Genomic DNA, 26708 nt, shown 5'->3' on the forward strand with positions numbered 1-26708 from the left:
GCTACTAGCGTTGTGGAACCACACCGACTCCATCCCGAACTCGGAGGTGAAACGCAACTGCGGCGAAGATACTCGGTGGGTGACTGCCTGGGAAAATAGCTCAGTGCCAGGTTGATTTTTAGTTAGATTGACTATAATAAAGGGTCGCTCTTCAAGAGCGACCCTTTATTATAGGATTGAGCTAATGTTAGTAAATGCTATTTTGGGGCTACTCTCTCTGAATATTGTCGCTTCCGAGTCTTGAGGTCATGCATCAGTAGCTTTTGCTGCCACTGCGGTTCAAATTTTTGACAAAAGTCATCTATTTGGCAAAACAAAGCATCTCCCCTGAACAATTAACGGGGGGTGCTGAATATTTCTGTAGATTTTTCAGCTTACTTGCCCTCCCTTGCTTGGACGCTTCTCCATCTATTTCTATCCACAATCACCAACTCCTCTCGACTTGCAACTTGTCTTTTCAGCCTACTTCAGGCTTTCTGAGTCAACCTTCCCTCGGAACAGTGAAGTAGGCACTTGTTGTTCTGATACTTAAAAACTTAACTCAGTGGAACCGTTCATTGTAGAAAGTCGAGTCTTAGAGGATTTACTGACTGCCGTTGACTTCACACTTCATGAATTCCTGTTCGTCCAGCAAGACTCGCTACAATGGTTGCTAATTCAGAAGGTTCCACAGGTTTAGGGATGTGCATTTGAAATCCGGCAGCGATCGCTCGCATCCTATCTTCAGCCCTAGCGTATGCTGTTAGAGCAACAGCAGGAGTTCGTCCCCCCTCTTCTACGTTCAATGCCCGTACTCTACGAATCAATGTGTAGCCATCCTCTCCAGGCATCCCGATATCACTCAATAGAACATCTGGTTTAAAAATTTTTATCGCTTCAATCGCTGAATCAGCCGATCCAACGGCACACACAGAAGCTCCGCACTGTTCCAATAGCGTTGTGACAAACACGCGCGAATCAACCTCATCGTCTACGACGAGTATTTGTAAGCCATCTAACGAAGGCGGATTGTTAAATGAAACTCCCCGCCCAACCGTTGGGTGTACCCGCTCTCCCTCACTTGTCTCCATACGGACAGGCATCAGAGGAAGCTTTACGATAAATGTCGCTCCCTGCCCCTCACCTTGACTTTCTGCACGAACTGTGCCACCGTGTAGCTCTACCAAGTGGCGTACAATCGCTAGACCAAGACCAAGCCCGCTGTATGACCGGGTAATAGAACTATCAGCTTGACGAAAGCGGTCGAAGACATAGGGCACAAAGTCAGAGTTAATGCCAAGTCCTGTATCGATTACTGTTATTTCAACATGGGAGTTAATCCGTTCGAGGCGAACCTGAACTCGCCCTTCCTTAGGTGTGAACTTGATTGCATTGGATAATAGATTCCAAATTATCTGCTGTAAGCGGTCTGAGTCACCGGCAACCGGGCCTGCTGCCGGATCGAGTACACTTTGGAGTCGAATAGCCTTAGCATCAGCCGCCGGGCGGACAGTATCAACCGCCGCCTCAACAACCAAAGCAAGCTCAATTGGGCGGACATTTAGGCGTAACTTGCCCTGAATGATGCGGGAAACATCCAGCAAATCCTCCACCAGCTGAGCTTGTGCCCTAGCACTGCGTTCAATGGTCTCCATCGCCCGCGCAGTAGTCGCCTCGTCAAATTTGCGGGTATTGAGTAATTGAACCCACCCTAGCATTGCATTGAGGGGCGATCGCAGTTCGTGAGACAGTGTTGCCAAAAACTCGTCCTTCATCCGGTTTGCTGACTCCGCCGCGGTGCGTGCTTCCTGTTCCGCAACGAGTAGTTGGTTGCGTTCGTCTTCAACTTGCTTCCGTTCAGTGAAGTCACGCATGATTTTAGAAAAGCCTCGTAGCTGCCCAGTCTCATCTCGTAAGGGCGTTACGATGCCACTTGCCCAGAAACGGGTGGCGTCCTTACGCAGGTACCAGCGTTCATTTTCAGCACGACCTTCTATTACTGCCGTTTCCAGTTCTTGCTTGTCTGCACCGAGTTCTAGGTCTTCAGGTATATAGATAATTGAGGCAGATTGACCGAGGATTTCGGCTTCCTGATAACCGAAAATGCGCTCTGCTCCAATGCTCCAACGAATAACACGCCCGTCTGGGTCGATGAAGAAAATCGCGTAGTCCTTTACATTTTCTAATAACAAGCGAAACCGTTCTTCGCTGGTTCGCAGCGCTTCTGATGCCCACTTGCGATCTGTGATGTCAGCTACGATATACACGGCACCCGTAAAAACTCCACTCTCGTCGAACACGGGATCTGTGGTTACAGAAAACCATCGTTCACCACACCGTAGCTCCTCGTTCTCGCGACGACGGGTTTCTTGGACACGAGTTAAGGGAGTGACCTCGACACAGCCCAGGATATCGTGCATTACCTCCTGATAAAAGCAACCCTCGATCTTTCCGAACGGTTTTTTCAGAAGATTCGTCATGGCGCTGTTAGTTCGCAAGATTCTGCCACGGTGATCTAGTAAACAAACACCATCTTTCATGGCATTGAATGTCGTTTGCCACTCTTTCGCCAAAGCCATTGCCGATTCTTCAGCTTCTCGGATGCGGAGCAAAGCTTTCACAGTAGCGAGCAACTCGATTGCCTCCACCGGCTGGGCTAGATAGCCATCTGCACCACTCTCTAACCCTTGTGCCTTGTCTTTACTCTCAACAAAACTAGCAGACAGATGCAGGACAGGAATTGAGGAAGTAGCAGGATTTGCCTTGAGCCGGTGGCAGACCTCAAACCCATTAATATCAGGAAGCTGCACGTCAAGGATAATTAAGTCAGGCGGTTGTTGCGCTACTAATTGTAGACCCGTTTCGCCAGTGGCAGCCTCTTGAACCTTATACCCCTCTTTCCGAAGCATTCGACTGACGACATAGCGGTTCGTTTCATTGTCGTCTACGTGCAAGATCGTGACAAGGGTGCGGTCAGACATGAGCAGCCTCTCCAGGCTCTAGAACTAGCCCAGCTAAAAGAAGTGCTTCTCGGACAAGAGCGATCGCTTCTTCACGGGATGAGTTTTCTTTTGAGAGAATCGCTACTGTGCTTTCAACAAGTATCGAGCGTTCCTCTGGTTCAAGAAGCTTTGAAGTATTAATAATTACCGGAATATTTTTAGTAGCTGGATCGGCTTTCATCTGTTCCAAAACCTCGAACCCGCTCATATCTGGCATAACTAGGTCGAGAAAAATGCAAGAAGGATTTTCTAGGCGGGCGTGACGGATACCTTCGTCCCCTGAAGTTGCCTCAATTATCTTAAAATTAAAACATTTTTCACGAGTGCTGCGACCCGTAAAATCGGCTAAATATTGCTTTAGTAGATAGTGGGATGCTGGGTCATCGTCAATAATCAAAACTTTTTGTAAATGCTCTTGTTTGACTAAAGTATTAAGTTTTTCAAGAAGCGATAATCGTTCTACTGGTTTCACAAAAAAGGCATCTGCACCTAAAGCACGAGCTTTCTTTTCGTTGTCAATAACAGTGATAACAACGATCGGGATATCTCGTGTCGAAGCGTTTCCTTTCATCTCTGAAAGGAAATCCCAAGTATTTTGCTCCTCAAGCAAAATGTCTAATAGCACAGCTCGTGGCTTAAACATTTGAAATGCTTGTTTTACTTGCTTGAGCGATCGCGCTGGGAAAATTTGATAGCTCGACCCCGCAAAATACTTCTCGTAAATGAACAGTGTTTCTGGGTTATCTTCTACAACTAATACTGGATAGCGAGTCGCATCTAACTGCAAAGGAGCATCAGGTTCAGATACCTCCTCTATATCACCCTCACCCCGGTAAATGAGCGGTATGGTGGCGAAAAACGTGGAACCTACCCCTTGTAAGCTTTTGATGGAGACACTCCCTCCCAGTAACTCGGCTAACTTCCGCGAAAGGGGCAGTCCTAGACCTGTTCCTTTAACCCGCTTTTGAAGGTGAGAATTTACCTGAATAAATTCCTCAAAGATCCGTTCAGTATCCTCAGGCGCAATTCCGATACCTGTATCAGCCACCGAGAAGACGACAGTGTTTTTGTCCAGTTCAGCTCTGATGCGAACTTCACCTCTTTCGGTATATTTCAATGCATTAGAAATAAAATTTCTCAAAATTTGGGCAACCTTCCCCTCATCGCTGTAGAGTGGGGGAAAGCCAACAGGTTCTTCAAAAACAAGAGAAATTGAGGAATTATCGCTAAGAAGTGGGCGCAGCATTCCTCGAAGAGTAGCGAATAGCTCGCTAACTTCAAACGCATTTGGATGAACCACAATTTTTCCTGCCTCGACCTTTGCCAAGTCCAAAAGGTCGTTCACTAACTCCGAGAGTCCTTCAGCCGATTGACGGATAAACGTCACTTGCTGTTCTTGATCGGGTGTCAATTCACCATCCATCCGATCTAGCAGCAGTCGAGAGAGAGACATAATCGAGTTGAGCGGCGTGCGAAACTCATGGCTCATATTAGAGAGGAAGCGAGTTTTGAGTTCATTGGCTCGCTGTAAAGAAACTGCTTTTTCGTCTAACTCGGCATATAATGCCACAACACCCCGATTAGTATCCTCTAGCTCGCGATTGACCTGCGCCAATTCGGCTTGACGCTTTTCGAGTTCCGCTAGAGTGCGAAGTAGTTCTTGGTTTTGTTGCTGAATTTCCTCAAAGGGATTTTGAGACCCTCGCATCGCCAACTCATCAGCAATTTGCGCCAAGCGCTTTGCTGTCAAGCTCGGTGCCCGCTTTGGCAAGGTTTTTTCCATCAGCACCTCTGTTCCCTGCCCTGGCGTGGACGCGATATGAAACCGATCCATCAGCCGCTTGGTGCCAATAATGCCTAAACCCATTCCGGTTTTTGATTTATACTGCCCATCCAGAATGCTCTTCAGATTGGCGATGCCCGGCCCTTGGTCACGAATGCATATCACCAAGCTCTGAGGCAATTCGCCTTCCACCCGAAACTCTATTTTTCCCCCACGGGTATATTGGAAGGCGTTGCGGGCAATTTCCGATACAGCAGTGGCAATGCGCGTCTGATCCTGCGAGTCAAACCCCAAAGCTTGAGCAATCTGGCGTGCCTGCTGACGGGTCATCACGACATCTTGCTCAAATCGTATTTCTATCGTAAGAAGATTGGTCATTGGTCAATTGCTAATGGCTAATCGCTTGTTATTTATTGTTCATCGGCCCCTGCTGTACTCCTTTAGCCTTCAGTCTTCTTCGCGAGCAACCAGCACAGTGATGTCATCGCGACCTCGGTAGAAATCCCGGTACAAAACTCCAGCGATCAGGCTAGGATGTCTGGTTATGAGACCAGCATAGCGATCCAATCGCCACTGTGTACTCAACCCATCGGAATGCATCACCAAAAGCCCTCCTTGAGGCCACTGATAGACAAATTCCTGGATTTTACGGACTTCATGCCCCACAGTGCCATTGTGGGAAACCATGCTGTAGCTTCCTGCGGGAGAAAAAACGCTGCCAGCGATATTACCAACTCCAGCAAAACGAACGACAAGAGTTTTAAAGTCTACTTCTGCGATCGCTAAAGCGGCTCCACGAGTACTCCGCAGGGCTACGTGAGCCGCTTCAATAATCTCTGCGGGACTTTTGCGGACATTCTCTCGAAATATCTGAATGGCTTCTAGGGACGCCTGGGCGGCTAGAGGGCCGTGACCCAAACCATCTGCGACTAATAGCAGACTGCGACCGGGCTGTTGGTCGGTTGCCCACCCATCACCCGATACCTCCTCCCCTGCCATCGGGAGGCACACCACGCCAATCTCTAGATTGTTGGTCGATTGGTTTGCCACTTCTGGGCAAGCCCAGAGGTGACTTAATAAAGCTGTACCCACGTTGGGAACAGAATGAATCTCAAAAAAAGCAGAAAGGCGGCTAACTGCCCCCAAACCATTTCCAGGCGTCCCTGCTGTAGAAAAACCGTCGCGCAGACACTCCTGGATATTGCTGATCCCTGGCCCTTTGTCCAAGGCTAGGATTTCTATACCCGTTATCTCGTTTTTGCTTAAAGGCTGTAGCAGCAACAGACCGTCTTTAGCGTGCAGAACCAGGTTATTGGCGATCTCAGTAACGACAATACCAACCTGCCCCCGCTCAGTTTCGTTGAAGCCGAGACGAGTCGCGATCGCGAGGGCTATTCGTCTCGCTTCACCAGCCTGACTAGACTCTAAAATGGGTAAGGCGACCGGAGCATTCATAATTAACTCACTTCCACTTTGTAATAGTGACTTTTGTGCCTTCTCCGACACGGGAAACGATATTGAATTCGTTCACCAGGCGCTTTGACCCACTCAAACCCATCCCCAGCCCGTTTCCGGTTGTGAAGCCATCTTTGAGCGCCAGATCGATATCCGGAATTCCTGGCCCACTGTCTTCAAAAGTTAGCCGCAGACCCCGACGGAGTCCCTCCTCTAGGGCTTCCAGTTGCACCGTCCCGCCGCCGCCATAGTCCAGGGTGTTGCGTGCCAGCTCGCTCGCCGCTGTCACGATTTTAGTCTGGTCTATTAGGCTAAAACCCAGTCCTAGGGCAAACTGACGCACGGCTTGCCGTACTAGCACAACGTCTGCCGAAGACTGGATGCTTATCGTTTCAGACCTCTGCAAGACCATCTATGCTCCCCCTAGGAGAAGCCTCCAACGATTTATGCAGGAGGGACATTCCCTTTTCAACGTTTAAGGCTGTGCGAATGCCGGTTAAGGAGAGTCCTAACTCTACTAAAGTGATGGCGACTGCTGGCTGCATACCTACAACAACCGTTTCAGCATCAAGTACTCGCGACATCTTGGCAATATTTCCCAGTATCCGTCCAATAAAAGAATCAACGATCTCCAGTGCTGAAATATCTATCAGCACACCACGGGCACTTGTTTGGCTAATGCGGTCGGTCAGGTCATCTTGCAAAGCGATCGCTAGGCGATCGTGCATATCGACCTGAATCGTCACTAGCAGGAATTCACCCATTTGTAATATGGGGATACGTTCCATAAAACTCCTTAAGTGCGTGTTTGGGCGCGAGAGATCGTGGCTCCAGTTCGCTTCAGCGCCAAAGCAAATGCGTCGCATAGAGAAGCCTTGGTGATCACATCAGCCAGATCCACGCCCAAGTAGACAATCGTTTGAGCAATCTGGGGCCGAATCCCGCTCAGGATGCAATCAGCGCCCATTAGACGAGCCGCAGTGACTGTCTTAAGTAAGTGCTGAGCGGTGAGAGTATCAACGGTGGGCACTCCCGTAATATCAATGATGGCGACTTCCGAACCCGTCTCTACAATCTTCTGCAAGAGGGACTCCATCATCACTTGGGTGCGGGCGCTATCGAGGGTGCCAATGATGGGTAGGGCTAAAATGCCTTCCCACAGTTTCACGACCGGCGTTGAAAGTTCCATCAGCTCCTCTTGTTGGCGCAGGATCACTTCCTCGCGGGCTTTCTGATAGCTCTCAGTTGTCCAGAGTCCAAGCTTGTCCAACAGAGTCGTAACTGACCAAATCTCTTCCAGAAGGCTTTCGCTATCCTGTGCAAGTTCTAGGCGCAAGCGGCTGAACAAAGGTTGCTTCAAAGAAAAAACAAAAGTTGCGGTTTCTGATGGCGTGAAGCCTTTCTGGCTGCGCGATCGCGAAATCGAGCCAAGCATCTCGCGCACGCTACGCCATTCAGTCGATTTAATGTCGGTGAAGTTACCCTGCTGGACAGATGCCGAGAACAAGTCCAGGAATTCTCTGCATTCTTCACGCAGCTCTATTTCCTTAATTAGGTCTTTGCGGATACCAGCAGTTATTTGCTCTGAGATCCAGTCTGTTAGCAGTTGGGATTGATCGGTTTGGAGAATTTTCGGAATCTTACTTTTGCCGCTCAAGTTCATATTAACGGCCCCTTGTTTTAGCCTGTATTTGGCAAATTATTGTACAAGTCAACGATTTAGGCTTTTCGGCTAACTAGCTCAGTGGAGCCATTGAACAGCTTTCGTTGCGAGAATCCCTAGATGTACTTTTTTATCGTTAAGAAAATCTAGTTGACGAACTAGGCAGTATGAGGTAGTCCCTGAAAGGCTGATTGACCAAGATTAATTATAAGGATAAGGCGGGACAAAATAAGTACGTGTTACCGAAGTTTCACCGTCACGTTCCTACGCTTATGGTTCGCCCTAAAATCTGTAAGCCAGCCTAGAAATCATACCCATCATCTAGGCTAAAGGTTGCTGAGTGCGTCCTGTTGCGTTGCGTAATCAACTGTAATTGAACCAAGGCGATCGCGCGAAGGCACCCTATAAACTGCTCTGTGACAGTTACACAAGTCCTAAGCAAGCATCTTCACGTCTTCGCACTCGCTACAAGCCCTCTATTGAGAACTTTTGTGCTAAAGCAGCAGTGAGAGTCAGGAAGTTTTGAGAATCTCGAATTGCTAATTGCAGAGGATGAGTGGGAAAAATATTAGTAACCCACTTGCTTATCCACTACATTTCGCAGCGGTAAACCAGCTTGATAGCGGCTCAAATTATCCAAAAACAGTTCTAAGGATCGCTGGTAAGTTTGTGGCGAATCTGCCGAACAGTGGGGTGAAATAAAGACGTTAGGCAGAGACCAAAAAGGACTATCTGGCGGTAAGGGTTCTGCGGAAAAAGTGTCTAATGCAGCGCCTGCAATCCAGCCTTCTCGAAGAGCAGTCAGCAATGCAGCTTCATCGACGATTGCACCTCTAGCAATATTAATGAAAAAGGCAGATGGACGCATGGCTTGAAAAACTGCTGCGTCCATCGTGCCTTTCGTCTCCGGTGTCAAAGGTGTGCTAACGACGACATAATCAGCTTCCGGAAGCAGCGATCGCCATTCAGTTGCACTCACGACTTTGTCAAACTCCGGTAGCGGTTCGGGATGGCGACGGCTACCCCAAACTCTCATGCCAAAAGATGACGCACGTTGCGCGATCGCGACGCCAATACTTCCCGCACCAATAATTAGCAAAGTTGCATCTTTCAACTCTTTGAGTTTTATGCCTCTCCCCCAATTACGTTCAGCTTGAAATGCTTGTAGTTGAGGTAAATTTTTCGCATGATAGAGCATAAACATCAGGACAAATTCCGCAATCGGAATTGCATGAACCCCTGCGCCATTCGTGAGCGTAATCCCCCGTCCCAAAAACGTTGGTGTCAGAATGTGATTTACCCCGGCACTAGGGGTGTGCTGCCAACGCAGCGCGGGTGCAGCCGCGAGAACTTTATGCAAAGTAGTTGGTTTTAGCAGAATCCAGTTGAAATAAACTTCAGCATCGCTGGCATCGCCGTCAAGATTGCCCTCACTATCCACACGTACCACCTGTAAATTGGGAGGTAAACGCGGCTCGATATCAGATGCAATTTCGGTAGGGATTATTAGTTTCATATTTGGTCTGATATCGGAATGAATTCGCCATCCATCGCGTGACCGCAGATGGTTTGGTGACTTCTGGACTATGTATGCGGGAAGTGGGGGGAAGTGACGACACGCAAGGGTTTTAGTCTTTAGGCTGTGTTTGATTCAACCGCAGATGGTTTGGTGAGCTTGGGGCGAGAACCGCAAATAGTTTGGTGTAAACTCTCCTCAATATCGGAGGGTTATGTCTTCTGTTGTTGCAGAATTCTGCACGAAATTCGTTCTACTTAGTCTCCAGTAGAGTAGAGTGTGTACGCCAAACCATCTGCGATCGCGATTCAGCAACGCCTAGTTTGAGATGTTAAGCGCTATCTCCAAGAAACTTTGGGCAAAAGTTTCTTAGAATTTCAGGAACTTCCGCGAACATTTGGCAGATTGAATGGACGCACGGGAGGGGCAGCCGCCGCACCATAATTCACTCGGCAGCCAATATTTAATATGTTGGCTCCACACTCAAGTGGTACGACTTCGCCGCCTAGCATGGCGCTACAGCTCACATAACCATCATTGTTCGTGTCCTTAATCATGCACTCAATCGGTGTGGCACGCGCATGGCTAGACCAAGACCTCATACCCATCCCTGCAATCATGTGCTGCCAAAAGAAACCGAGAACAAACAAGCCAAAAACAACAGCAATGACTGCCGTAGCGATAATCCCGACTCTGGTTTTCCAATTGCTGAGAATTCCTCCCGGCTTGAGTTGTGGAGAATTCTGTACGGTGGGAGCAGCATTGGTTTTTTCTGGTACTGGTTGAGTTTCAGACATGGTAATGCTTCTTTACTCAGTAAGCCGCCACTTTGAGTGGCTTACCTAAAGTCTACAAAATGGCGCAAAATAGTGGTGCGATGTATAAAATCGAGTGGCAACAGAAAGAATCAAATTCTCTTGAGGATTTCTAGAGAGCGATCGCATCCCACTCTCACTTCTGCTAAGTGTAGGGAATCTCCATCCGCAGAAGCATCTTTTCTCGTGAGTTCTTTTCCCCGTTAGTCTTGTTGGCAGTCATCACCGGCGAATGCATCGTAACAATGATCATTGGAGCATCCGCCGACAGAAAATTGAAATTTATCAGTTCCACGATGAGCGCTACGTTTTAGTTCAACAGAGCCAATTTTTCCCTAGATTTGGCTTGAATGCCATCTTTAGCGACTGCATTTCTGAGGCAGACTAATTGGGATATAGCGCGATTGATAAATTAAGCGATCGCTATCCTCACCAATGCTGAAATGCGATTGCTGCCTTTGGCGTAGATATTGGACGGAAGTGGGCGTTGGCTTACAAGAGCGTCAACCCAAGCTACGGCGGTAGGCGATCTCACTAAAAGTTTAAGGCAATTGTCATTGCATAGATTTAGGTATTAGTTTTAACTTTACAGCTAGATTTTTGACAGCTGGTTTAGATAAAACTAATTCTTGAATATTTTTTCGATCCCAACGAATAACATGAATATATGAATGAATCTTTTCCCAAGCTGATATTTCATCTCTACAATTATTAGCTAAATGACTTGAAACAGCAATAACAAAAACTGAAGGCTTGAATTTTTCTGCCCAAGTAAATGCATTTGAAAGATGTACCCAGTTTACGCCTTTTTTAAAGTGCTTGGCTTCAATAAAGTAGAGTTCTTCCCTCTCTTCATCCAAGCCACCATTTATTTTGAACTTAGCCTCTATATCTCTGCCCTTACCACCTGTTCCAGTTCTCCAATCGATATAATTTAGATTATAAGACTTGACTAGTTCATACACAATTTCTTCAAATTGCTTGTCATTAATAGCAGTCCAATTAAATCCATTTGCTTTTGATTTTGATTGATTGCTTTGACGAATGTTATGTGTATTAACTTGGTAATCTCTTTTTGCACCGTGTCTATTCCATGCTTGAATTACTTCGGGAGCTTCGTAGCCACATTTCTTGATCCAATTACAGACTGTGCGCTCGCTAACACAACATATAGCAGCAATTTTATAGGTTGACCAGTTCAATTTCTCATCTTCACCCATTGCCTCTAGTAGGGATAGTACCTTCTTAACAGTCCTACCCTTATCGTCATTTTTGCGTGGATAAATATACGGGTTAGAATGAACATCTACTAGGATAGTCTTCTGTCCCGCTAATTCAGCAGCTTTCAAAAGATTAATACCGTAAATAAGTCTGTAATGCTTGCCATCAAAAAAGCATATAACTGATGGATAATCGTCACCATCTCGCATAACTTTGGCAAAATGTTTAATTATACATATATGTTGTTTTTCTTTAGATTCAATATCACTGTCAGTGCGAATCATATCTAATGAGACGGATATTTCTTCTGATTGCGTCATGGTAAGATATTTCTGCAAGGTCAAATCTTGATAGTAATGTGTATGTTAACAAACAGGTAATTTGCCTCTATTTGCTGTTCTACCGTCTTAGTTGTTCTAACTTGAAAGCCTATTTTTACAGCATTTCCTGCCCTAACTCCTCAATAGGGCGTGTTCGACCATGCTCTATACTCTCTATTCCTCGTTTGATGCCTGTACTTGTCTCCATTTGACAGAATGAGGAGCGATCGCACTCTGGTTAATCTTTCTTTTTTTTACCTTTTTCCTTTTCTTTGTCCTTGTGCTTTTTCTTTTTGTCTTTACCTTTACCTTTACCTTCAGTTTGTTCGGCTGCTCGTAAAATCAAATTTCGAGCCACAGTTTGCGTACCCGTATGCTCGTAGTAATTGGTTGACATATCTAGGAATGCAGCTAGATAATCCAACTTACTATCAGCCGTATTCATAAACTGTTGTAAGTGCCCCAAAACATTTTCTTGTGTTAACCCGCGAGATACAACAAAGTTATTCATCCAGCCGTTAACTGAGGCAAAACTCTCACCGATGAAGCCTAATTTTCCAGCCGTAGTACCGCCAGGGATTGCACTGTTGATACTCTGATAGGTCGTATTTCCTTCTAATTGCGAAGGATTGACCTGGCTAAGAATAGATTGAGCTTTGAGGATGAAGTTGGGGCCAAGCGGAATCAATCCATCAACAGCAACTAGCGCAGCCATTCGCATTATGGATTCGTTGTGATAGTTTCCTAAAGAAGTTCTAAATGCTTCAATGCTGGTAGGAATGCCGTGCAACCGACAAAAGGCAATCAACTCGACAACCAGCTTTAGGGACAAATCAATCGCTTGTACGGTATCCGCTTTGGGAGTAAGCTGGTTTAAAAAATTCAGAAAACTGATTTTCTCGCCAACTTTGTTCGCCAGTGCTGCTGCACCGATAGCGCTATCGGCACGATCAATTGTTTGGTAAAGCCATAAGGTTTGTTGATAACTCTGGGTTGGATCGTTGTACAGCGCGATCGCTCTTTCGCCAATCTCCTCAATCAGACCTTTGTCGGTAACACCTGTCACCGCACGGATAGTATTTTCAAATCCCACCAAGTTTTGCCACTCACCGGGAACGACATAATCGAGCGATCGCAGCATATAAACGGTCATGCTGCTACTTGGCAGGTTATCTACTAATCTAGAAATAGATTGATTCATGAATTTAGCTCCTTTTTTCAGTAGATGTCTACTTCTTTTTAGCCTAATTTATAGGAAGAAGTGCTTTTTTTAAGTGACAGAATCAAGGTAAAATCGCTAGTGCTACCGCAACAAAGCCCATAAATTAGGTTGACCATTGAAAACTTAACCGCTGTTTTGTTTAACTGCTGTCTGATTACAAATTACTCGTTGTTACTACTGTTGCTTAATTAATGTTCGGAGTGAAAACCAAGCAATGGCAGCAAGGGGAAGGACAATACCCATACCAATGGCAGCCCCTTTTAAGCGTTGCATCCAGAGTAGAGTCATTTTGATACCAAACACTGTGACCACAGTGTTTGTCCATTCTTCTAGCTGATTAGGAGAACTGGTAGGAACCAGAACCATAATCGAAGTAAACAGTGCCATATAGAAAGCTAATAACGCCGCTCCACCACCAACTAGCCCTAGAATGACTTTTTTGAGTATCTGAAGAACTTCTTCCATAATCTAAATACTCGAAATGAATCGGAAATCCGTCACGTCCCCTACGATAACGAAGATTGTACAAAAGCGATCGCGCTTTCCCAATTAACGGTCTGATGAAGCAGGGAGCGGATAAATAGCTCTTTTATAGTCCGAATTTCTTGTTCTTGGAGGTGCTTCGCCAAATGCGCCGCATAGGAGGGTCTATTCGTTACAGAAGTCGTTGCGAACCAGCGGTCAATTAAGGCTGGTGTAATATGCATAGAGGTTTGCGATCGCTCCTCAGTCACTTCAACCACCAATCCCGCCGACTCGAAAGCTTTTCTCAAATCAAACGCATCCCAGTTAACCATTGGATCTGACGTGTCGCTGTAAATTGCCTCTTCCGCTGCCACTAATCGCTGGTATAAGTCGGCATTGGGTTTCGACTTTTCGAGCAAACGATAAAGCCGTTGCGTGTGGCGTGGCACTGTTTCTGCAAGTACCAAAACGCCCGACTGTTGCAGTAATTGGGCTAACCATTTGGCTGCTGCTGCTTTATCCGGTTCGTGGATAAGTGCATTTCGCCCGATGATGCAGTCAAATCGGATATCAGAGGATTGGGCAGCTAAAACCTTTGGCAATTGGGTTAAGGTAGCACTCAATAGGACGGGACGATTGAGTTCTGGAAGCGCTACCACTTGCTCTTGGAGCGCCTTTGCTTCATCAGCAGTGCGAGTACAGGCATAAACGCCACCTTCTGGCACGCGACGCAAAGCTTCAAAGGTGAGTAAACCACTCCCGGCATTTAAGTCCAAAATGACATGGTGACGCTGAAGTTGTGCAAGGGTGAAAATGCGATCGCGTATCCCTGCAAGTTGCTCGCCAATCTGACTCAACGTGCGCTGCAACCAACGGTCAACTGTGCGGTCAGTCGGGCCTGTTGTTAGCACTTCAACGGGTGAGATAAAAACACCTTCTGCCACTGCTTCCAACTGCGCTTCCCGATGACGCGCCACCTGCGTCTTAATTTCTCCTTCAAATCCCTGTGTTGAAGGTTGATAAAACACCTGTCCCTGCAAACTACTCGGTAAATACTGTTGTGCTACCCAGTGGTCGCGGTAGGCGTGAGGATAAAGATAGCCTGCACCATGTCCCAATCCTTTCTTGTCCCGGTTGGCATCTTTCAGGTGATTGGGTACCTCTGCCTCCCGTTCCTTCTCAACTACCGCTAGCGCATCAAAAAATCCCATCGTGCTGTTAGATTTGGGCGCGTTGGCGAGATAAAGCGTGGCTTGAGCCAAGTGATAGCGTCCTTCTGGCATCCCCACCCACTCAAAAGCACTCGCGCAGGCATTAACGACGACTAAGGCATTGGGGTCAGCGAGTCCCACATCTTCACTAGCCATAATCAACATTCGCCGGAAAATGAAGCGAGGGTCTTCCCCGGCATAAACCATCTTTGCTAGCCAGTATAAAGCTGCATCGGGGTCGGAACCCCGCAAACTTTTGATAAAAGCACTAATCGTATCGAAGTGGGCGTCTCCTTCCTTGTCATACAGCACTGCCCTTTGCTGAATCGATTCCTCCGCGACAGATAGCGTAATGCGAATCGTTCCAGTTTCGTCGGGGGGTGTGGTTTCGACGGCTAATTCCAAGGCATTGAGTAAGGAACGGGCATCACCGTTAGCGACATTGACCAAATGTGCGATCGCATCCGGCTCTAAGATTACAGATAGCTGACCATAACCGCGTTCTAAGTCAGCGAGTGCCTGTTCGAGGACGCGGCGTAAGTCAGCTTCATTGAGGGGCTTCAGCTGAAAGATGCGGGAACGGCTGACAAGAGCTTTGTTAACTTCAAAATAGGGATTTTCTGTGGTTGCACCAATGAGAATCACCGTCCCATTTTCCACCCAAGGAAGCAGGGCGTCCTGTTGAGATTTATTGAAGCGATGAACCTCGTCAACAAAAAGAATTGTGCGCTGAGTGTGTTCTTTTTGGCGTTTTTGAGCGGTAGCGATCGCATCCCGAATTTCTTTTACCCCAGAAAGGACGGCATTAATCGCAATGAAGTGAGCGCGGGTGGTATTGGCGATAATCCGAGCCAGAGTTGTTTTCCCCGTACCCGGTGGACCAAAAAAAATCAGGGAAGAAAGCTGGTCAGCTTGAATCGCACGGCGCAACAAACGCCCGGAGCCAAGGATGTGGTCTTGCCCGATAAACTCATCAAGAGTACGTGGGCGCATCCTCGCAGCCAGGGGTGCATCTTTTTCCACTAATTGTTGGCGATGCTGGTCGAACAAGCCTCTCTTCACCCGCTAGGAATTGCCATCTGTCAGTATAGACTAACCCATTAGACCTCCCCAGAAATTAGATTTCGGCTCAAGTCGCAAAAAGGTTTCTGGCTCTTTGAGAGTCGTCACTTTTCGTCGAAACTGTTGCCGAACACTTGCGTAATTTGCATGAGTTTGGCGCTAAAGGAAGGAACGCTAGCCCGATTCTCGTAGGTATCATCCGCATCCGTATTCCCTCTCTCCAAAGCATCTCTCTTAAGACGGATTCTCCTGACGTAGCGACTCAGATTGAATAGAGAAGACCGTGTATGTATACGGATGGCTGTTCATGAAGCGCGACGGCACAGGCAAGTTTGTTAGCAATTGGAACTCAGAGACGAAACAACGGGTTAGCCTATCTCTCACGGATACAGCATGGCGATCGCTCGATCAAGAGGCTCACAGGCGAGGAATTTCTCGCTCTGAAGTCATTGAACGCTTTGCCCGCACTCTTGAAAGCGAACAGTTGTTCCCTGCCCAAGAAACTGAACACAAGGTTGCAACGATTCTTGAAAGCATTACAGATGCTTTTGTCGCCTTCGATCGCGACTGGCGCTACACCTACGTGAATCGGGCGGCGGCTCAAATCCTGCACAAAACGCCAGAAGAGCTACTGGGCAAGCACGTTTGGAACGAGGTTTTTCCTGAGTTGGTCGATGGAATTGCATATGGGGAACTACATCGGGCAGTGGCACAACAGGTTCCTGTTTCCTGGGAAGAATTTGGGGAACCGATCCAGTGTTGGATAGAGGCGAATGCCTATCCCTCGACGGCAGGGGTAGCCATTTATTTTCGAGATGTTAGCGATCGCAAGCAAGCGGAGGCAGAACGAGAACGGTTGTTGCACGAGCTTGAAATTGAACGCGCCCGATTTGAAGCCGTATTGCGACAAATGCCTGCTGGAGTCATGATTGCTGATGCGGCATCTGGTAAGTTAGCTCTGGCGAACGAACAAACCAAGCAAATTGTTGGGTATGGTTACGAACAGTTGCTTGAGCTTGAGGAATATGCACCCCTGATTCCCTGTGAAATCTTTCGCTTAAATGGTCAGCTCTATGCCCCTCATGAGTATCCATTGGTGCGATCGCTAAAAACAGGTGAGGTCGTCACCAACGAAGGGATAGAAATTCATCGAGATGATGGTAGCCGCGTCTTCATTAACGTCAACTCAGCACCGATTTTAGATAACCAGGGACAGATTATTGCAGCCGTCGTTATCTTCAAAGACGTGACCGATTACAAACAAATTGAACAGGCATTCCGAGAAAGCGATGAACGCCTGCAATTAGCACTGACGGCGGCTCAAACGGTTGTCTGGGATATGGATTTGCAGAGCAATCGAGTGGTGTGTTCTGCTAATGCTCTAGACTTTTGGGGTCTTTATGAAGGGACGGGAGAAGAGTTTGTTGCGCTCATTCATCCAGACGATCGACAACAGGTGATCCAAGCGACGGCAGGGGCAATGGCTGGAGAACAGCCCTACACACCGGAGTATCGAGTAATTTGTCCAGACGGCGTTGTGCGCTGGCTCAACAGTCAGGGGCAAGTCTATCGGGATGAGACGGGACGAGGAGTTCGCATGATTGGCGTTTCGGTTGATATTACAGAACGCAAACAGATCGAAGCAGAACGCGATCGCCTTTTAGATCGAGAACAAACTGCCCGACTCGAAGCAGAAAGCGAACGCCAGCGGTTGCATGAAATCCTGATGCAATTGCCTGCCATGATTGGAATTGTTAAAGGTTCCGATCTTGTGTATGAATTTGCCAATCCAACTTATCTGCAAGTGGCTGGGCGCACTCCAGACATTATCGGTAAATCAATGCGGGACGTTTTCCCGGAGCTAGAGGGGCAAATTTACTTTGAAGCGCTCGATCGTGTTTACCGAACGGGAGAACCGTTCATTGGAAATGAGTCGCTTGCTTACTGGGATCGAAACAGCAATGGTGTGTTGGAAGAAGGATTTTTCAACTGCATCTTTGCGCCTTGGCGGGATGCGGAGGAAACCATTCAGGGCGTGTTGGTTTATAACATGGACGTGACAGCCCAGGTGCGGGCAAGGCAACAGATTGAGTCACTGCTGGCAGAGCTACAGGAAAAAGAACGACAGCAGCAGTTTCTGATTGAACTGAATGATGCGATTCGTGCCATTCAAGACTCGAAGGAAATTATGTGGCGGGTGGTTCGCTCCGCAGGAGAGCACTTCAATGTCACTCGCTGTACCTACGGTGAAATTGATTCCACTCAGGAATACGTCATCGTCGATCGCGACTATTGCAATGGTGTCGTCAGCATCGTCGGTAGCCATCACATGGATTCGTTTGGTCGTGAACTCATTGCTGAATTAAAGCAGGGCAAAACTATCGTCGTAGATGATGTCGATCGCGATCCTCGGACAGCCGGAGTTGGGGCGGCTGCCTTTGATGCAATTCAAACCAAATCTCTCGTGTGTGTTCCCTTAGTGAAAGAAGGGCGATTTGTTGCATTGTTAGTGTTGCACCATGTGGCTCCCCGGCGCTGGACGGAGGAAGATGTGGTGCAGATGGAGCGAATTGCTCAAAAAACCTGGCTAGCCGTAGAGCGATCGCGGGCAGAAGAACAATTGCGAGAAAGTGAAGCTCATCTGCAACTCGCGCTCAAGGTCGGACGCATGGGAACGTGGGACTGGGATATGCAGACCGAGGCATTGCTTTGGTCAGAAGGACACTTCACCGTCCTGGGTCTACAACCGAATGAATGCGAACCCAGCCATGAAGTTTGGGAAAGTCGGGTCCATCCCGATGACCTGGCAGAAGCTAAGGCGAAATTTCAGCAAGCGATAGCCCAAAAGAAAGAGTATCACCATGAATATCGCCTACGTTGGTCAGATGGCTCGGTTCACTGGGTGGAAGCGAGAGGAAAGTTTACTTATGATGTTCAGGGAAATCCCAAGCACTCGATTGGTGTCGTCATAAATATCACAGAACGCAAGCAAGCGGAAGAGGCGTTGCGTCAAGCCCTACAAAAGCTCAACTTCCATGTTGAAAACTCTCCTATGGCAGTCGTTGAATGGAATCGAGACTTTCAAGTCATTCGGTGGTCTGCTGGTGCAGAGCGCATTTTGGGCTGGAAAGCCGAAGAAATGCTGGGTAAATCTTTAACAGAGATACCTTTTGTCTTTGAGGAAGACCTGGAAGCAGTTGCTGAAGTCTGCCAACGGCTGGTCTATGGTGAAGAACCCCATATTTTTTCATACAACCGCAATTACACCGAAGATCGCAACATTGTGCATTGCGAGTGGTATAACTCCAGTCTCAGGGACGAATCGGGACGGATGATTTCGGTGTTATCGCTGGTGCTGGATGTGACGGAGCGCAAGCAAGCAGAACAAGAACGAGAACAACTGTTAGAACGCGAGCGCCTTGCACGCTCTGAAGCAGAAGCCGCACAGCGCCAACTGGAAACCATTTTTGAAACATCACCCATTGGACTTGCTCTGTTAGATGAAAAGCAGCGATTTATTGCCATCAACGAAGCATTAGCAGAAATTAATGGATTAAGCCGCGAGCAACACTTAGGACATTCCATTCCAGAACTTTTTGGGCAATTCGATCCCAAATTAGTTGAAGTCTTTCATCAGATCTACACCACAGGAAATCCCTTTATTTCACCAAACTTTGCGGTGAATGTTCCCGGACGCGGCGATCGCCGTCCCGGTTACTACAACGTTTACTATCTTCCGACTGTTAACTCAAATGGTCAGGTCGAAGGGGTTTTAGTTTATGTGGTAGATGTGACCGAGCGCGTCAGGTTAGAGCTTGCCCAACACTTTCTCTCTGAGGCGAGTGCCGTGCTTGCATCCTCACTCGATTATCAAACGACTCTAGAGCGCGTCGCACAGCTTACGGTGCCGGAATTAGCCGACTGGTGTACGGTTCACATGATAGAAGAGAACGGTGCGATCGCGCAGATTGCGGTTGCTCACATCGACCCTGCCAAGCTGGAATGGGCATATCAGATTAGAGACAAGTATCCGATAAACCCAGATGACCCTCGCGGTGCTGCATACACATTGCGGACTGGACAACCGGATTTAGTGCCCGATATTCCTGATGAAGTGTTGGTGCAGGCAGCGCGTGATTCAGAGCATTTAGAGATTCTACGGCAGGTGGGATTCAAATCGGTAATGACGGTGCCACTACGAACTCAGGCACGAATTCTAGGGGTCATTTCCTTTATCTCCGCCGAATCAGAACGACAGTATACCCCGGCAGATTTGCAACTAGCAGAGGAATTGGCTCGTCGTGCTTCCTTGGCGATTGACAATGCTCAGTTGTACCGGGCGGCTCAAAGCGATCGCGCAAAAGCAGAAACCGCTAACCGGATTAAAGACGAATTTTTAGCGGTGTTGTCCCACGAGTTGCGATCGCCTCTCAACCCGATTCTGGGCTGGACAAAATTGCTCCGAACTGGGCGACTCGATGCCACAAAAACCCAGCAAGCCCTAGAAACGATCGAACGCAACGCCAAGCTGCAAGCCCAATTAATTGAGGACTTATTGGATGTTTCCCGCATTCTGCAAGGAAAAATGACGTTAAACGTCGCTCCCGTAAATCTAGCAGGAACGATTGAAGCCGCCCTAGAAACGGTACGACTAGCAGCCGAAGCCAAACACATTCAAATCCAAACTATATTTAATCCCGTTTCAGGAACGGTTTTAGGCGATACGAATCGCCTGCAACAAGTAGTCTGGAACCTCCTTTCCAATGCCGTGAAGTTCACCCCAAGCGGAGGACGAATCGAAGTGCGACTAGAGCAAGTTGGCACGTATGCTCAGATTCAAGTCAAAGATACTGGAAAAGGCATCAGTCGAGACTTCTTACCCTATGTGTTTGACTACTTCCGTCAAGAAGATGGGACAACGACCCGACAATTCGGCGGATTGGGATTGGGACTAGCGATCGTCCGTCATTTTACCGAACTGCATGGAGGAACCGTTCAAGCAGACAGCTTAGGACAAAACTTAGGGGCTACATTTACCATCCGGCTCCCGTTAAACCTCGTTGAGCCGGAACCCTCTTCCGATCGTAGGCATTCAGAAAGTGCGACAGACTTAGCAGGTGTTCGGGTCTTGGTTGTGGACGACGATGCAGATATGCGGGAGTTGGCAGCATTCACCCTGACGCAATCTGGTGCAGAAGTTACGACAGCCGCTTCGGGTGTACAGGCATTGACCCACCTGAATCAATCTGTCCCCGATCTGCTCTTATGTGACATTGGGATGCCAGAGATGGATGGTTATGCGCTGATTCGGCAAATTAGAAAGTGGTCGCCCCAACAGGGAGGCACGATTCCTGCGATCGCACTTACTGCCTATGCTGGAGAAATCAATCAGCAGCAAGCCTTAGCTGCCGGATTTGGGATGCACATCTCGAAGCCTGTCGAACCGGAAGAATTGGTGCAAGCGATCGCGCGTTTGCTAAGACGCTGAATGATTTGAGGACTAGCCTAATGTTGCTTGGCATTGATTTAGGAACAGGCTCTGCTAAGGCATTGCTCCTAGCGACAGACGGAACCACTATAGGTGAGGCGTCAAGCTCTTATCCTGTTCATGCACCCCACCCTGGATGGGCTGAGTCGGAACCAGAAGATTGGTGGTTAGCTGTTGCCTCGGCTGTGAGGAAGGCTGTAGGAAATCATGCCGATCGAGTACAGGCGATCGCACTTTCAGGGCAAATGCACGGTGTTGTCCTAGCTTCGGAGTCGGGTCAGCCTCTGCGTCCTGCTATCCTCTGGGCAGATACTCGCTCTAGTGCCACGCTTAACACTTATCATTCGCTCGATGCCGCTATTCTAGAGCGCTTGGGCAACCCGATTACGGCTGGAATGGCGGGTCCAACTTTGTTGTGGCTACGAGAACACGAGGCTACTGTCTACACCGAAGCGCGTTGGGCACTCCAGCCAAAAGATTGGCTGCGGTTACGGCTGACTGGAGAAGTCGCAACCGAACCATCTGATGCTAGCGGTACTTTGCTTTACGATGTTGTGTCGGACAACTGGGCTGGGGAAGTAATCGGGGCGCTGAATCTACGTTGCGATTGGTTACCAAAAATTATCCCCTCTAGTGCGATCGCAGGTTATCTAACAACTGTTGCTTCAGAGCATCTTGGCTTACCTGTTGGCTTACCCGTTATCGCTGGTGCTGCGGATACGGCAGCGGCGGCACTTGGTAACGGACTACTACCTGGTTTAGTTCAACTAACCATCGGCACAGGCGCTCAAATCATTACACCTCGATCCCAACCCATTATCGATCCTCATGGTCGTACACATCTCTATCGAGCCGCCGTACCGAACCAGTGGTACACCCTTGCCGCAATGCAAAATGCGGGGTTAGCGCTTGAGTGGGTGCGAGGTATCCTCGGCTTGAGCTGGGAGCAAGTCTATACTCAAGCGTTTTCTGTTCCCCCAGGATGTGAAGGGTTGACATTCTTGCCATATCTCACAGGCGAGCGAACTCCACATCTTGACCCCTATGTACGTGGGGCATGGGTAGGGCTTGGACTTCATCACACACAAGCGCACCTGATGCGGGCGGCTTTAGAGGGAGTTGCTTTTGCCTTGCGACAAGGTTTTGAGGCACTTGAGGCGACAGGTTTTAAAGCGACACAACTGCGTTTAGCAGGCGGTGGAACGGCAGAAATGCTTTGGAAACAATTACTGACCGATGTATTGAGAATACCCCTCTATACAACTACCGTCGCTGCTGCTTCCGCGCGGGGTGCAGCTCTCCTGGCGGGTATCGGAATAGGCGTATATGCGGATGCTAATGACACGCTCAAACTGGCAGCTACACCAACGCTTACTGTAACTCCCCAAGCAGTTAATTCAGCCTTAGAAGAGGCTTGGATGCGATATCAATCCCTTTATCCACGACTTAAAAAAATTTGAGAAAAGTAATGCCTCAAGAAGGTTAATTTAAAATTGGTATAAACTGAAATCTGTCTCTTCAGGTAGCGCCTGACTTCATCCTGAAACCCCTAGAAAAGATGCTGGGGCGACTGCCCAGAAATTGGCTTCTGTCAATGCATAAGTCCTACCATCGGGCAATTTTATGGAACTATACTCTGTAGCTGTTGATACTAACGAAGCCAGCAAATAATGACCAATCGAAACTACGCCAACCGAAACTTGCAAAATTGCTCTTTCAAAGGGCAGGACTTGGCTGGCGCAGACTTCAGTGGCTCTGACTTGCGGGGGTGCAATTTCACTGGGGCGACCCTAATTGGGGCAACGTTTGAGAGGGCCAAAACGGGTCAGAGCCGCCGCCAGGTAAATATTCTAGTTGCTGCCGCTATCGTTGGTCCAGTTGTTTTAGTCGCCTTCAGCGCGATCGCTGCCCAAGTGTCAATGGTATTGTTGGGCGATCGCTCCAATAAGGGACTCAACTTCTTTTTCAGTGCGCTTCCGATATTAGCTCTCGTGTTTGGAAGCTTCATCCGGGATAAGATTGCTTTCCGCTTTCCACAAATCACGAGTTTCTTGAACATTGCAGCCATTGCTGTACTGTTGGCGGTAATGGTGACGCTCACCCTTGGGCTTGTGATTGTTAGCATCCTTGGCTTCGTTGATGGAGCAATCGTTCAAGGATTGTTCCTCCTACTGCTGATGTTCGTTTCCGCGTTCTTGACCTTCCGTATTCTCAAATGGCTAATTCAAGCGATTCAAAGCAATCCCGGAACGTCTTTTAGGAAAGCGAACTTAACCGATGCCAACTTCAGTCATTGTGCGATGCAAAATACAGATTTTTCCTTTGCCGTATTGACGGGAGCTTGTATCTTTGGTTGGGCAATTAAACGCCACACTCAGTTTACGAATATTTATTGTGAATACCTTTATCTGGAACCAGCGCACCAGAATCGGCAACCTGCTGAGGGTAGTTTTCAACCGAATGAGTTGGAACGTGTACTAACTCAATTCATAGACTGAATTTTATTGAAGAATAAATTTTAACTTTTCAATAGCCGCAGGCAAGTAGTATTACAGCTTATAACAATCTTAAATAATGCGTAAATTTCAATAAAAACAAAATACATCGCGTCTCTAAATTAGGAAAAATACCTGTTTACAGCTTTAAAAAGATTGCTATATTACGGCGTTCACACCTATTTTTGAGCTAATTTGCAAGAGATATAATAAACATGACGAACATCATTTTTAGACGAGCATTAGCGGCTGATTATCCTGAAATTCTCGCTTTGCATAGAAAGAATCTCGTGTCTAACTTGTCTGAGCTAGAGAGGCAGAATGGCTTTCTATCAATTGACTTTAAGGATGATTTTCATCTGGCAGCGCTCAACGAAAATTTGGCAGTAATGGTTGCTGAGCAGGAGAACCTAGTGGTTGGATATGTTTGTGCAACAACTCAAGAATCCTCTCAGGAGATTCCTTTGCTCAAATATATAATGAGCTTGTATCCAGAAATAATGTTTAATAGGCAACCTTTAAGCAATTACCGTTCCTTTTGGTATGGTCCGGTTTGTATTGCAACTACTTACCGTGGAAGTGGTATCTTACAAGGTTTATTTCAAGCACTTCTAGCCCAAGTCACCACACGGTTCAATGCTGGCGTTGCTTTCGTAGCCAATGACAATCCGAGAAGTCTTCGGGCGCATACTCAAAAACTTGGTATGGAGATGCTTAGAGAGTTTGAGTTTAACGGCAAATTCTACTTCATACTTGGATTTGCAGTGCCACCTTTGCCACCTTCCTAACCAATTTCTTTAAGAGCGTATCTGTTTGATTAAAGCTGTAAGTTGTGTTTTAGTGCGATCGCCTCGCACACAGTAGCGGCGCGTGTCCAGTGGTTGACAGGTGGGTTAGTTGAGAGCGATCGCGTCCCATCCATAACCTCCCAACTACCCCAGGTATTTACCCGTGGCAAGCTTTATTCTTTAGATAGAAATTTATTTTCTAGTCAACAACTTTATTTTTTGTTTACACTTGTTTTCGATCTTGATAATTAGATTTCCTAGCTATTGCATCTGCCTAATGGCTGTTTGGTTACAGCTCATTTCCTCCTTAACTAGGATTGAGACTGCATAGCTCAAGGTAAAGAGAATGAAAGAAATCACGCGCCGCCAATTTATGGTTACGGCTACCCTGACAACAGGTTTTGCCCTAGCAGTGCAACCCATTTCTGCCAAAACGATTGCGACTGATGCCAAGGGATTAGTCACGGGTGCAGTGAAAATTCCAGTTAAAGATGGCGAAATTCCAGCTTACAGGGCGATGCCAGCAAAAAGTGGAAATTTCCCGATTGTCTTGGTGATTCAGGAAATCTTTGGCGTACACGAGCATATTCAGGATGTTTGCCGTCGCTTTGCCAAATTGGGGTACCTAGCGATCGCACCCCAATTGTTTGTGCGTCAGGGCGATGTTTTAAAGTTAAGCAACGTTGATGAAATTCGCCAAGTAGTCGCCAAAGTACCGGATGCCCAAGTGCTTTCCGATCTGGATGCTACGGTAGACTGGGCGGTAAAGTCAGCCGAGGGGAATGCCGATAAATTGGCGATTACCGGCTTTTGCTGGGGCGGACGCATTACCTGGCTGTACTCAGCGCACAATCCCCAAGTCAAGGCAGGCGTGGCTTGGTACGGGCGTCTGGTGGGCAATGCTACCGAACTGACACCCAAACATCCCGTCGATATAGCCTCGGCGCTGAGTGTCCCGATTCTCGGACTCTATGGTGGCAAGGATACGGGGATTACCCTGGATACAGTAGAGCAGATGCGCGATCGCTTGAAGTCCAGCAGCAGCAAATCTGACATCATTGTCTACCCCAATGCACCCCACGCCTTTTTTGCCGATTATCGCCCCTCTTACCGCGAGAAAGAAGCCAAAGATGGTTGGAAACGCCTTCAGGCATGGTTTAAGCAGCATGGTGTGTAGGAGGAGAAATAATTGAGCGCATGGCAACCACAGCATTGATTATCTTTGAGCTGTCAGTTCGGCGCTGAAAGCGATCGCTAAAACCTAATCTTTGTAATATTCAGGAGACATCATCATGATCGACCTTTACTATTGGACGACGCCAAACGGACACAAAATTACTATGTTTCTAGAGGAAGTTGGGCTACCCTACACCCTCATTCCGATCAACATTGGCACGGGCGATCAGTTTAAACCAGAGTTTCTAAAGATTTCCCCCAACAATCGCATCCCTGCAATCGTGGATCGCGAACCTGCTGAGGGTGGCGAACCGATTTCTGTTTTCGAGTCTGGTGCAATTCTGCTGTATTTAGCAGAAAAAACCGGAAAGTTGATTCCAGCAAATATTCGCGATCGCGCAGAGGTTCTGCAATGGCTATTTTGGCAGATGGGCGGACTCGGACCGATGGCAGGACAAAACCATCATTTCACTCAATACGCCCCTGAAAAAATTCCCTACGCGATTAATCGCTATGTGAATGAAACGGGACGTTTGTATGCAGTGTTGAATAAACGATTAAGCGATCGCGAATTTATTGCCGGTGATTATTCGATCGCCGATATCGCTGCTTATCCCTGGATCGTGCCCTACGAAAAGCAAAACCAAAAGATCGAAGATTTTCCCCACCTGCAACGCTGGTTTGAAGCGATAAAAGCCCGTCCTGCAACCATTCGCGCTTATGAGAAAGCAGAAGCTTTTAAAGATCAAGTAATCAGTCCAGATCAGGCGCGGGATCTGTTGTTCAATCAGTCCGCCGATACGGTCAAGCGCTAAATTTAAGCGGTTCTCACAGAAACAGCCGCTTCGCTATTTGCGTTAGTCTGTTTGGAGACAAGGCATTAGTGCTGCTGCTTTAGGTTGGATTGTTGATACTTTGGTCACGTTCCTTGTTTCATCATCTCTGGTCTTGCAGTGGCACTATTAGCTGTTTGGTTTGCCAGCCAGTTGCAACATCTGAAGCTTTAGGGTTAGCATCGCGTAGCTTGAACTGCTAACGGCACAGTTT

At 47.6% G+C, this 26708-nt stretch carries 20 protein-coding genes and 1 rRNA gene; 8 read left to right on the forward strand and 13 right to left on the reverse strand.

All coding sequences use genetic code 11. The annotated features are described in order from the left end of the window. Positions 1-112 (forward strand): 5S ribosomal RNA (rrf, locus tag NDI33_RS23435); the annotation flags it as partial. Positions 113-602: 490 nt separating this feature from the next. Here the strand turns inward: rrf and NDI33_RS23440 are convergent. The 8 genes from NDI33_RS23440 to NDI33_RS23475 form a co-directional block, all read right to left on the reverse strand. Beyond that, positions 603-2960 carry a response regulator gene (locus NDI33_RS23440; RefSeq protein WP_190679365.1) on the reverse strand — a complete coding sequence of 786 codons (2358 nt, stop codon included), beginning with the start codon at positions 2958-2960 and terminating at the stop codon, positions 603-605. Then, positions 2953-5142: an ATP-binding protein gene (locus tag NDI33_RS23445; protein ID WP_190679367.1), complete on the reverse strand. Its 2190-nt coding sequence runs from the start codon at positions 5140-5142 to the stop codon at positions 2953-2955. Before NDI33_RS23445 ends, NDI33_RS23440 begins: the two co-directional genes overlap by 8 nt. 69 nt (positions 5143-5211) lie before the next feature. Further along, complete coding sequence (locus NDI33_RS23450) at positions 5212-6219, reverse strand: ATP-binding SpoIIE family protein phosphatase (protein ID WP_190415967.1); 1008 nt, start codon at positions 6217-6219, stop codon at positions 5212-5214. Between the two features lie 7 nt (positions 6220-6226). Next, positions 6227-6631 (reverse strand): anti-sigma regulatory factor, encoded by a 405-nt coding sequence (locus tag NDI33_RS23455; RefSeq protein ID WP_190415968.1) that lies wholly within the window; start codon positions 6629-6631, stop codon positions 6227-6229. Continuing rightward, a complete protein-coding gene (locus NDI33_RS23460; protein WP_190415969.1) occupies positions 6612-7007 on the reverse strand; it encodes an STAS domain-containing protein in 396 nt (131 codons plus the stop codon). Before NDI33_RS23460 ends, NDI33_RS23455 begins: the two co-directional genes overlap by 20 nt. A gap of 8 nt (positions 7008-7015) precedes the next feature. Then, positions 7016-7882: an STAS domain-containing protein gene (locus tag NDI33_RS23465; protein WP_190434646.1), complete on the reverse strand. Its 867-nt coding sequence runs from the start codon at positions 7880-7882 to the stop codon at positions 7016-7018. 568 nt (positions 7883-8450) lie between these two features. Further along, positions 8451-9398: a D-2-hydroxyacid dehydrogenase gene (locus NDI33_RS23470; RefSeq protein ID WP_190679369.1), complete on the reverse strand. Its 948-nt coding sequence runs from the start codon at positions 9396-9398 to the stop codon at positions 8451-8453. 377 nt (positions 9399-9775) lie between these two features. Then, the gene (locus tag NDI33_RS23475; protein WP_190415972.1) at positions 9776-10195 is read right to left on the reverse strand and encodes a hypothetical protein; all 420 of its coding nucleotides are present in this window, start codon (positions 10193-10195) and stop codon (positions 9776-9778) included. A 250-nt stretch (positions 10196-10445) separates the two neighbouring features. Here NDI33_RS23475 and NDI33_RS23480 point away from each other — a divergent pair, with 250 nt between their 5' ends. Then, a complete protein-coding gene (locus NDI33_RS23480; protein ID WP_190679371.1) occupies positions 10446-10601 on the forward strand; it encodes a hypothetical protein in 156 nt (51 codons plus the stop codon). 166 nt (positions 10602-10767) lie between these two features. Here NDI33_RS23480 and NDI33_RS23485 read toward each other — a convergent pair whose 3' ends face one another. The 4 genes from NDI33_RS23485 to NDI33_RS23500 form a co-directional block, all read right to left on the reverse strand. Next, the gene (locus tag NDI33_RS23485; RefSeq protein ID WP_190679373.1) at positions 10768-11754 is read right to left on the reverse strand and encodes a restriction endonuclease; all 987 of its coding nucleotides are present in this window, start codon (positions 11752-11754) and stop codon (positions 10768-10770) included. Positions 11755-11992: 238 nt separating this feature from the next. Then, positions 11993-12955, reverse strand: coding sequence for a hypothetical protein (locus NDI33_RS23490; protein ID WP_190679375.1), 963 nt, complete (start codon positions 12953-12955; stop codon positions 11993-11995). Between the two features lie 195 nt (positions 12956-13150). Next, positions 13151-13441, reverse strand: a complete 291-nt coding sequence (locus NDI33_RS23495; protein WP_190425325.1) for a hypothetical protein — start codon at positions 13439-13441, stop codon at positions 13151-13153. 41 nt (positions 13442-13482) lie between these two features. Next, complete coding sequence (locus NDI33_RS23500) at positions 13483-15702, reverse strand: AAA family ATPase (RefSeq protein ID WP_190679377.1); 2220 nt, start codon at positions 15700-15702, stop codon at positions 13483-13485. Between the two features lie 319 nt (positions 15703-16021). Here NDI33_RS23500 and NDI33_RS23505 point away from each other — a divergent pair, with 319 nt between their 5' ends. The 4 genes from NDI33_RS23505 (at position 16022) to NDI33_RS23520 (ending at position 24485) form a co-directional block, all read left to right on the forward strand. Beyond that, entirely contained in the window at positions 16022-21202 is a 5181-nt protein-coding gene (locus NDI33_RS23505) for a PAS domain S-box protein (RefSeq protein WP_190679418.1), read from the forward strand. 20 nt (positions 21203-21222) lie between these two features. Then, positions 21223-22662: a xylulokinase gene (gene xylB / locus NDI33_RS23510; RefSeq protein ID WP_190679378.1), complete on the forward strand. Its 1440-nt coding sequence runs from the start codon at positions 21223-21225 to the stop codon at positions 22660-22662. Between the two features lie 210 nt (positions 22663-22872). After that, positions 22873-23700 carry a pentapeptide repeat-containing protein gene (locus NDI33_RS23515; protein WP_190679380.1) on the forward strand — a complete coding sequence of 276 codons (828 nt, stop codon included), beginning with the start codon at positions 22873-22875 and terminating at the stop codon, positions 23698-23700. 212 nt (positions 23701-23912) lie between these two features. Further along, the gene (locus NDI33_RS23520; RefSeq protein WP_190679381.1) at positions 23913-24485 is read left to right on the forward strand and encodes a GNAT family N-acetyltransferase; all 573 of its coding nucleotides are present in this window, start codon (positions 23913-23915) and stop codon (positions 24483-24485) included. 29 nt (positions 24486-24514) lie between these two features. Here NDI33_RS23520 and NDI33_RS23525 read toward each other — a convergent pair whose 3' ends face one another. Then, positions 24515-24655: a hypothetical protein gene (locus NDI33_RS23525; RefSeq protein ID WP_190679383.1), complete on the reverse strand. Its 141-nt coding sequence runs from the start codon at positions 24653-24655 to the stop codon at positions 24515-24517. Positions 24656-24831: 176 nt separating this feature from the next. Here NDI33_RS23525 and NDI33_RS23530 point away from each other — a divergent pair, with 176 nt between their 5' ends. Both NDI33_RS23530 and NDI33_RS23535 read left to right on the forward strand, forming a co-directional pair. After that, positions 24832-25662 (forward strand): dienelactone hydrolase family protein, encoded by an 831-nt coding sequence (locus NDI33_RS23530; protein WP_190679385.1) that lies wholly within the window; start codon positions 24832-24834, stop codon positions 25660-25662. Positions 25663-25777: 115 nt separating this feature from the next. Beyond that, positions 25778-26476, forward strand: a complete 699-nt coding sequence (locus NDI33_RS23535; RefSeq protein WP_190679387.1) for a glutathione binding-like protein — start codon at positions 25778-25780, stop codon at positions 26474-26476. Positions 26477-26708 lie beyond the last annotated feature (232 nt).

Source organism: Trichocoleus sp. DQ-A1, from assembly GCF_039961955.1.
Lineage (GTDB): Bacteria > Cyanobacteriota > Cyanobacteriia > Cyanobacteriales > FACHB-T130 > FACHB-T130.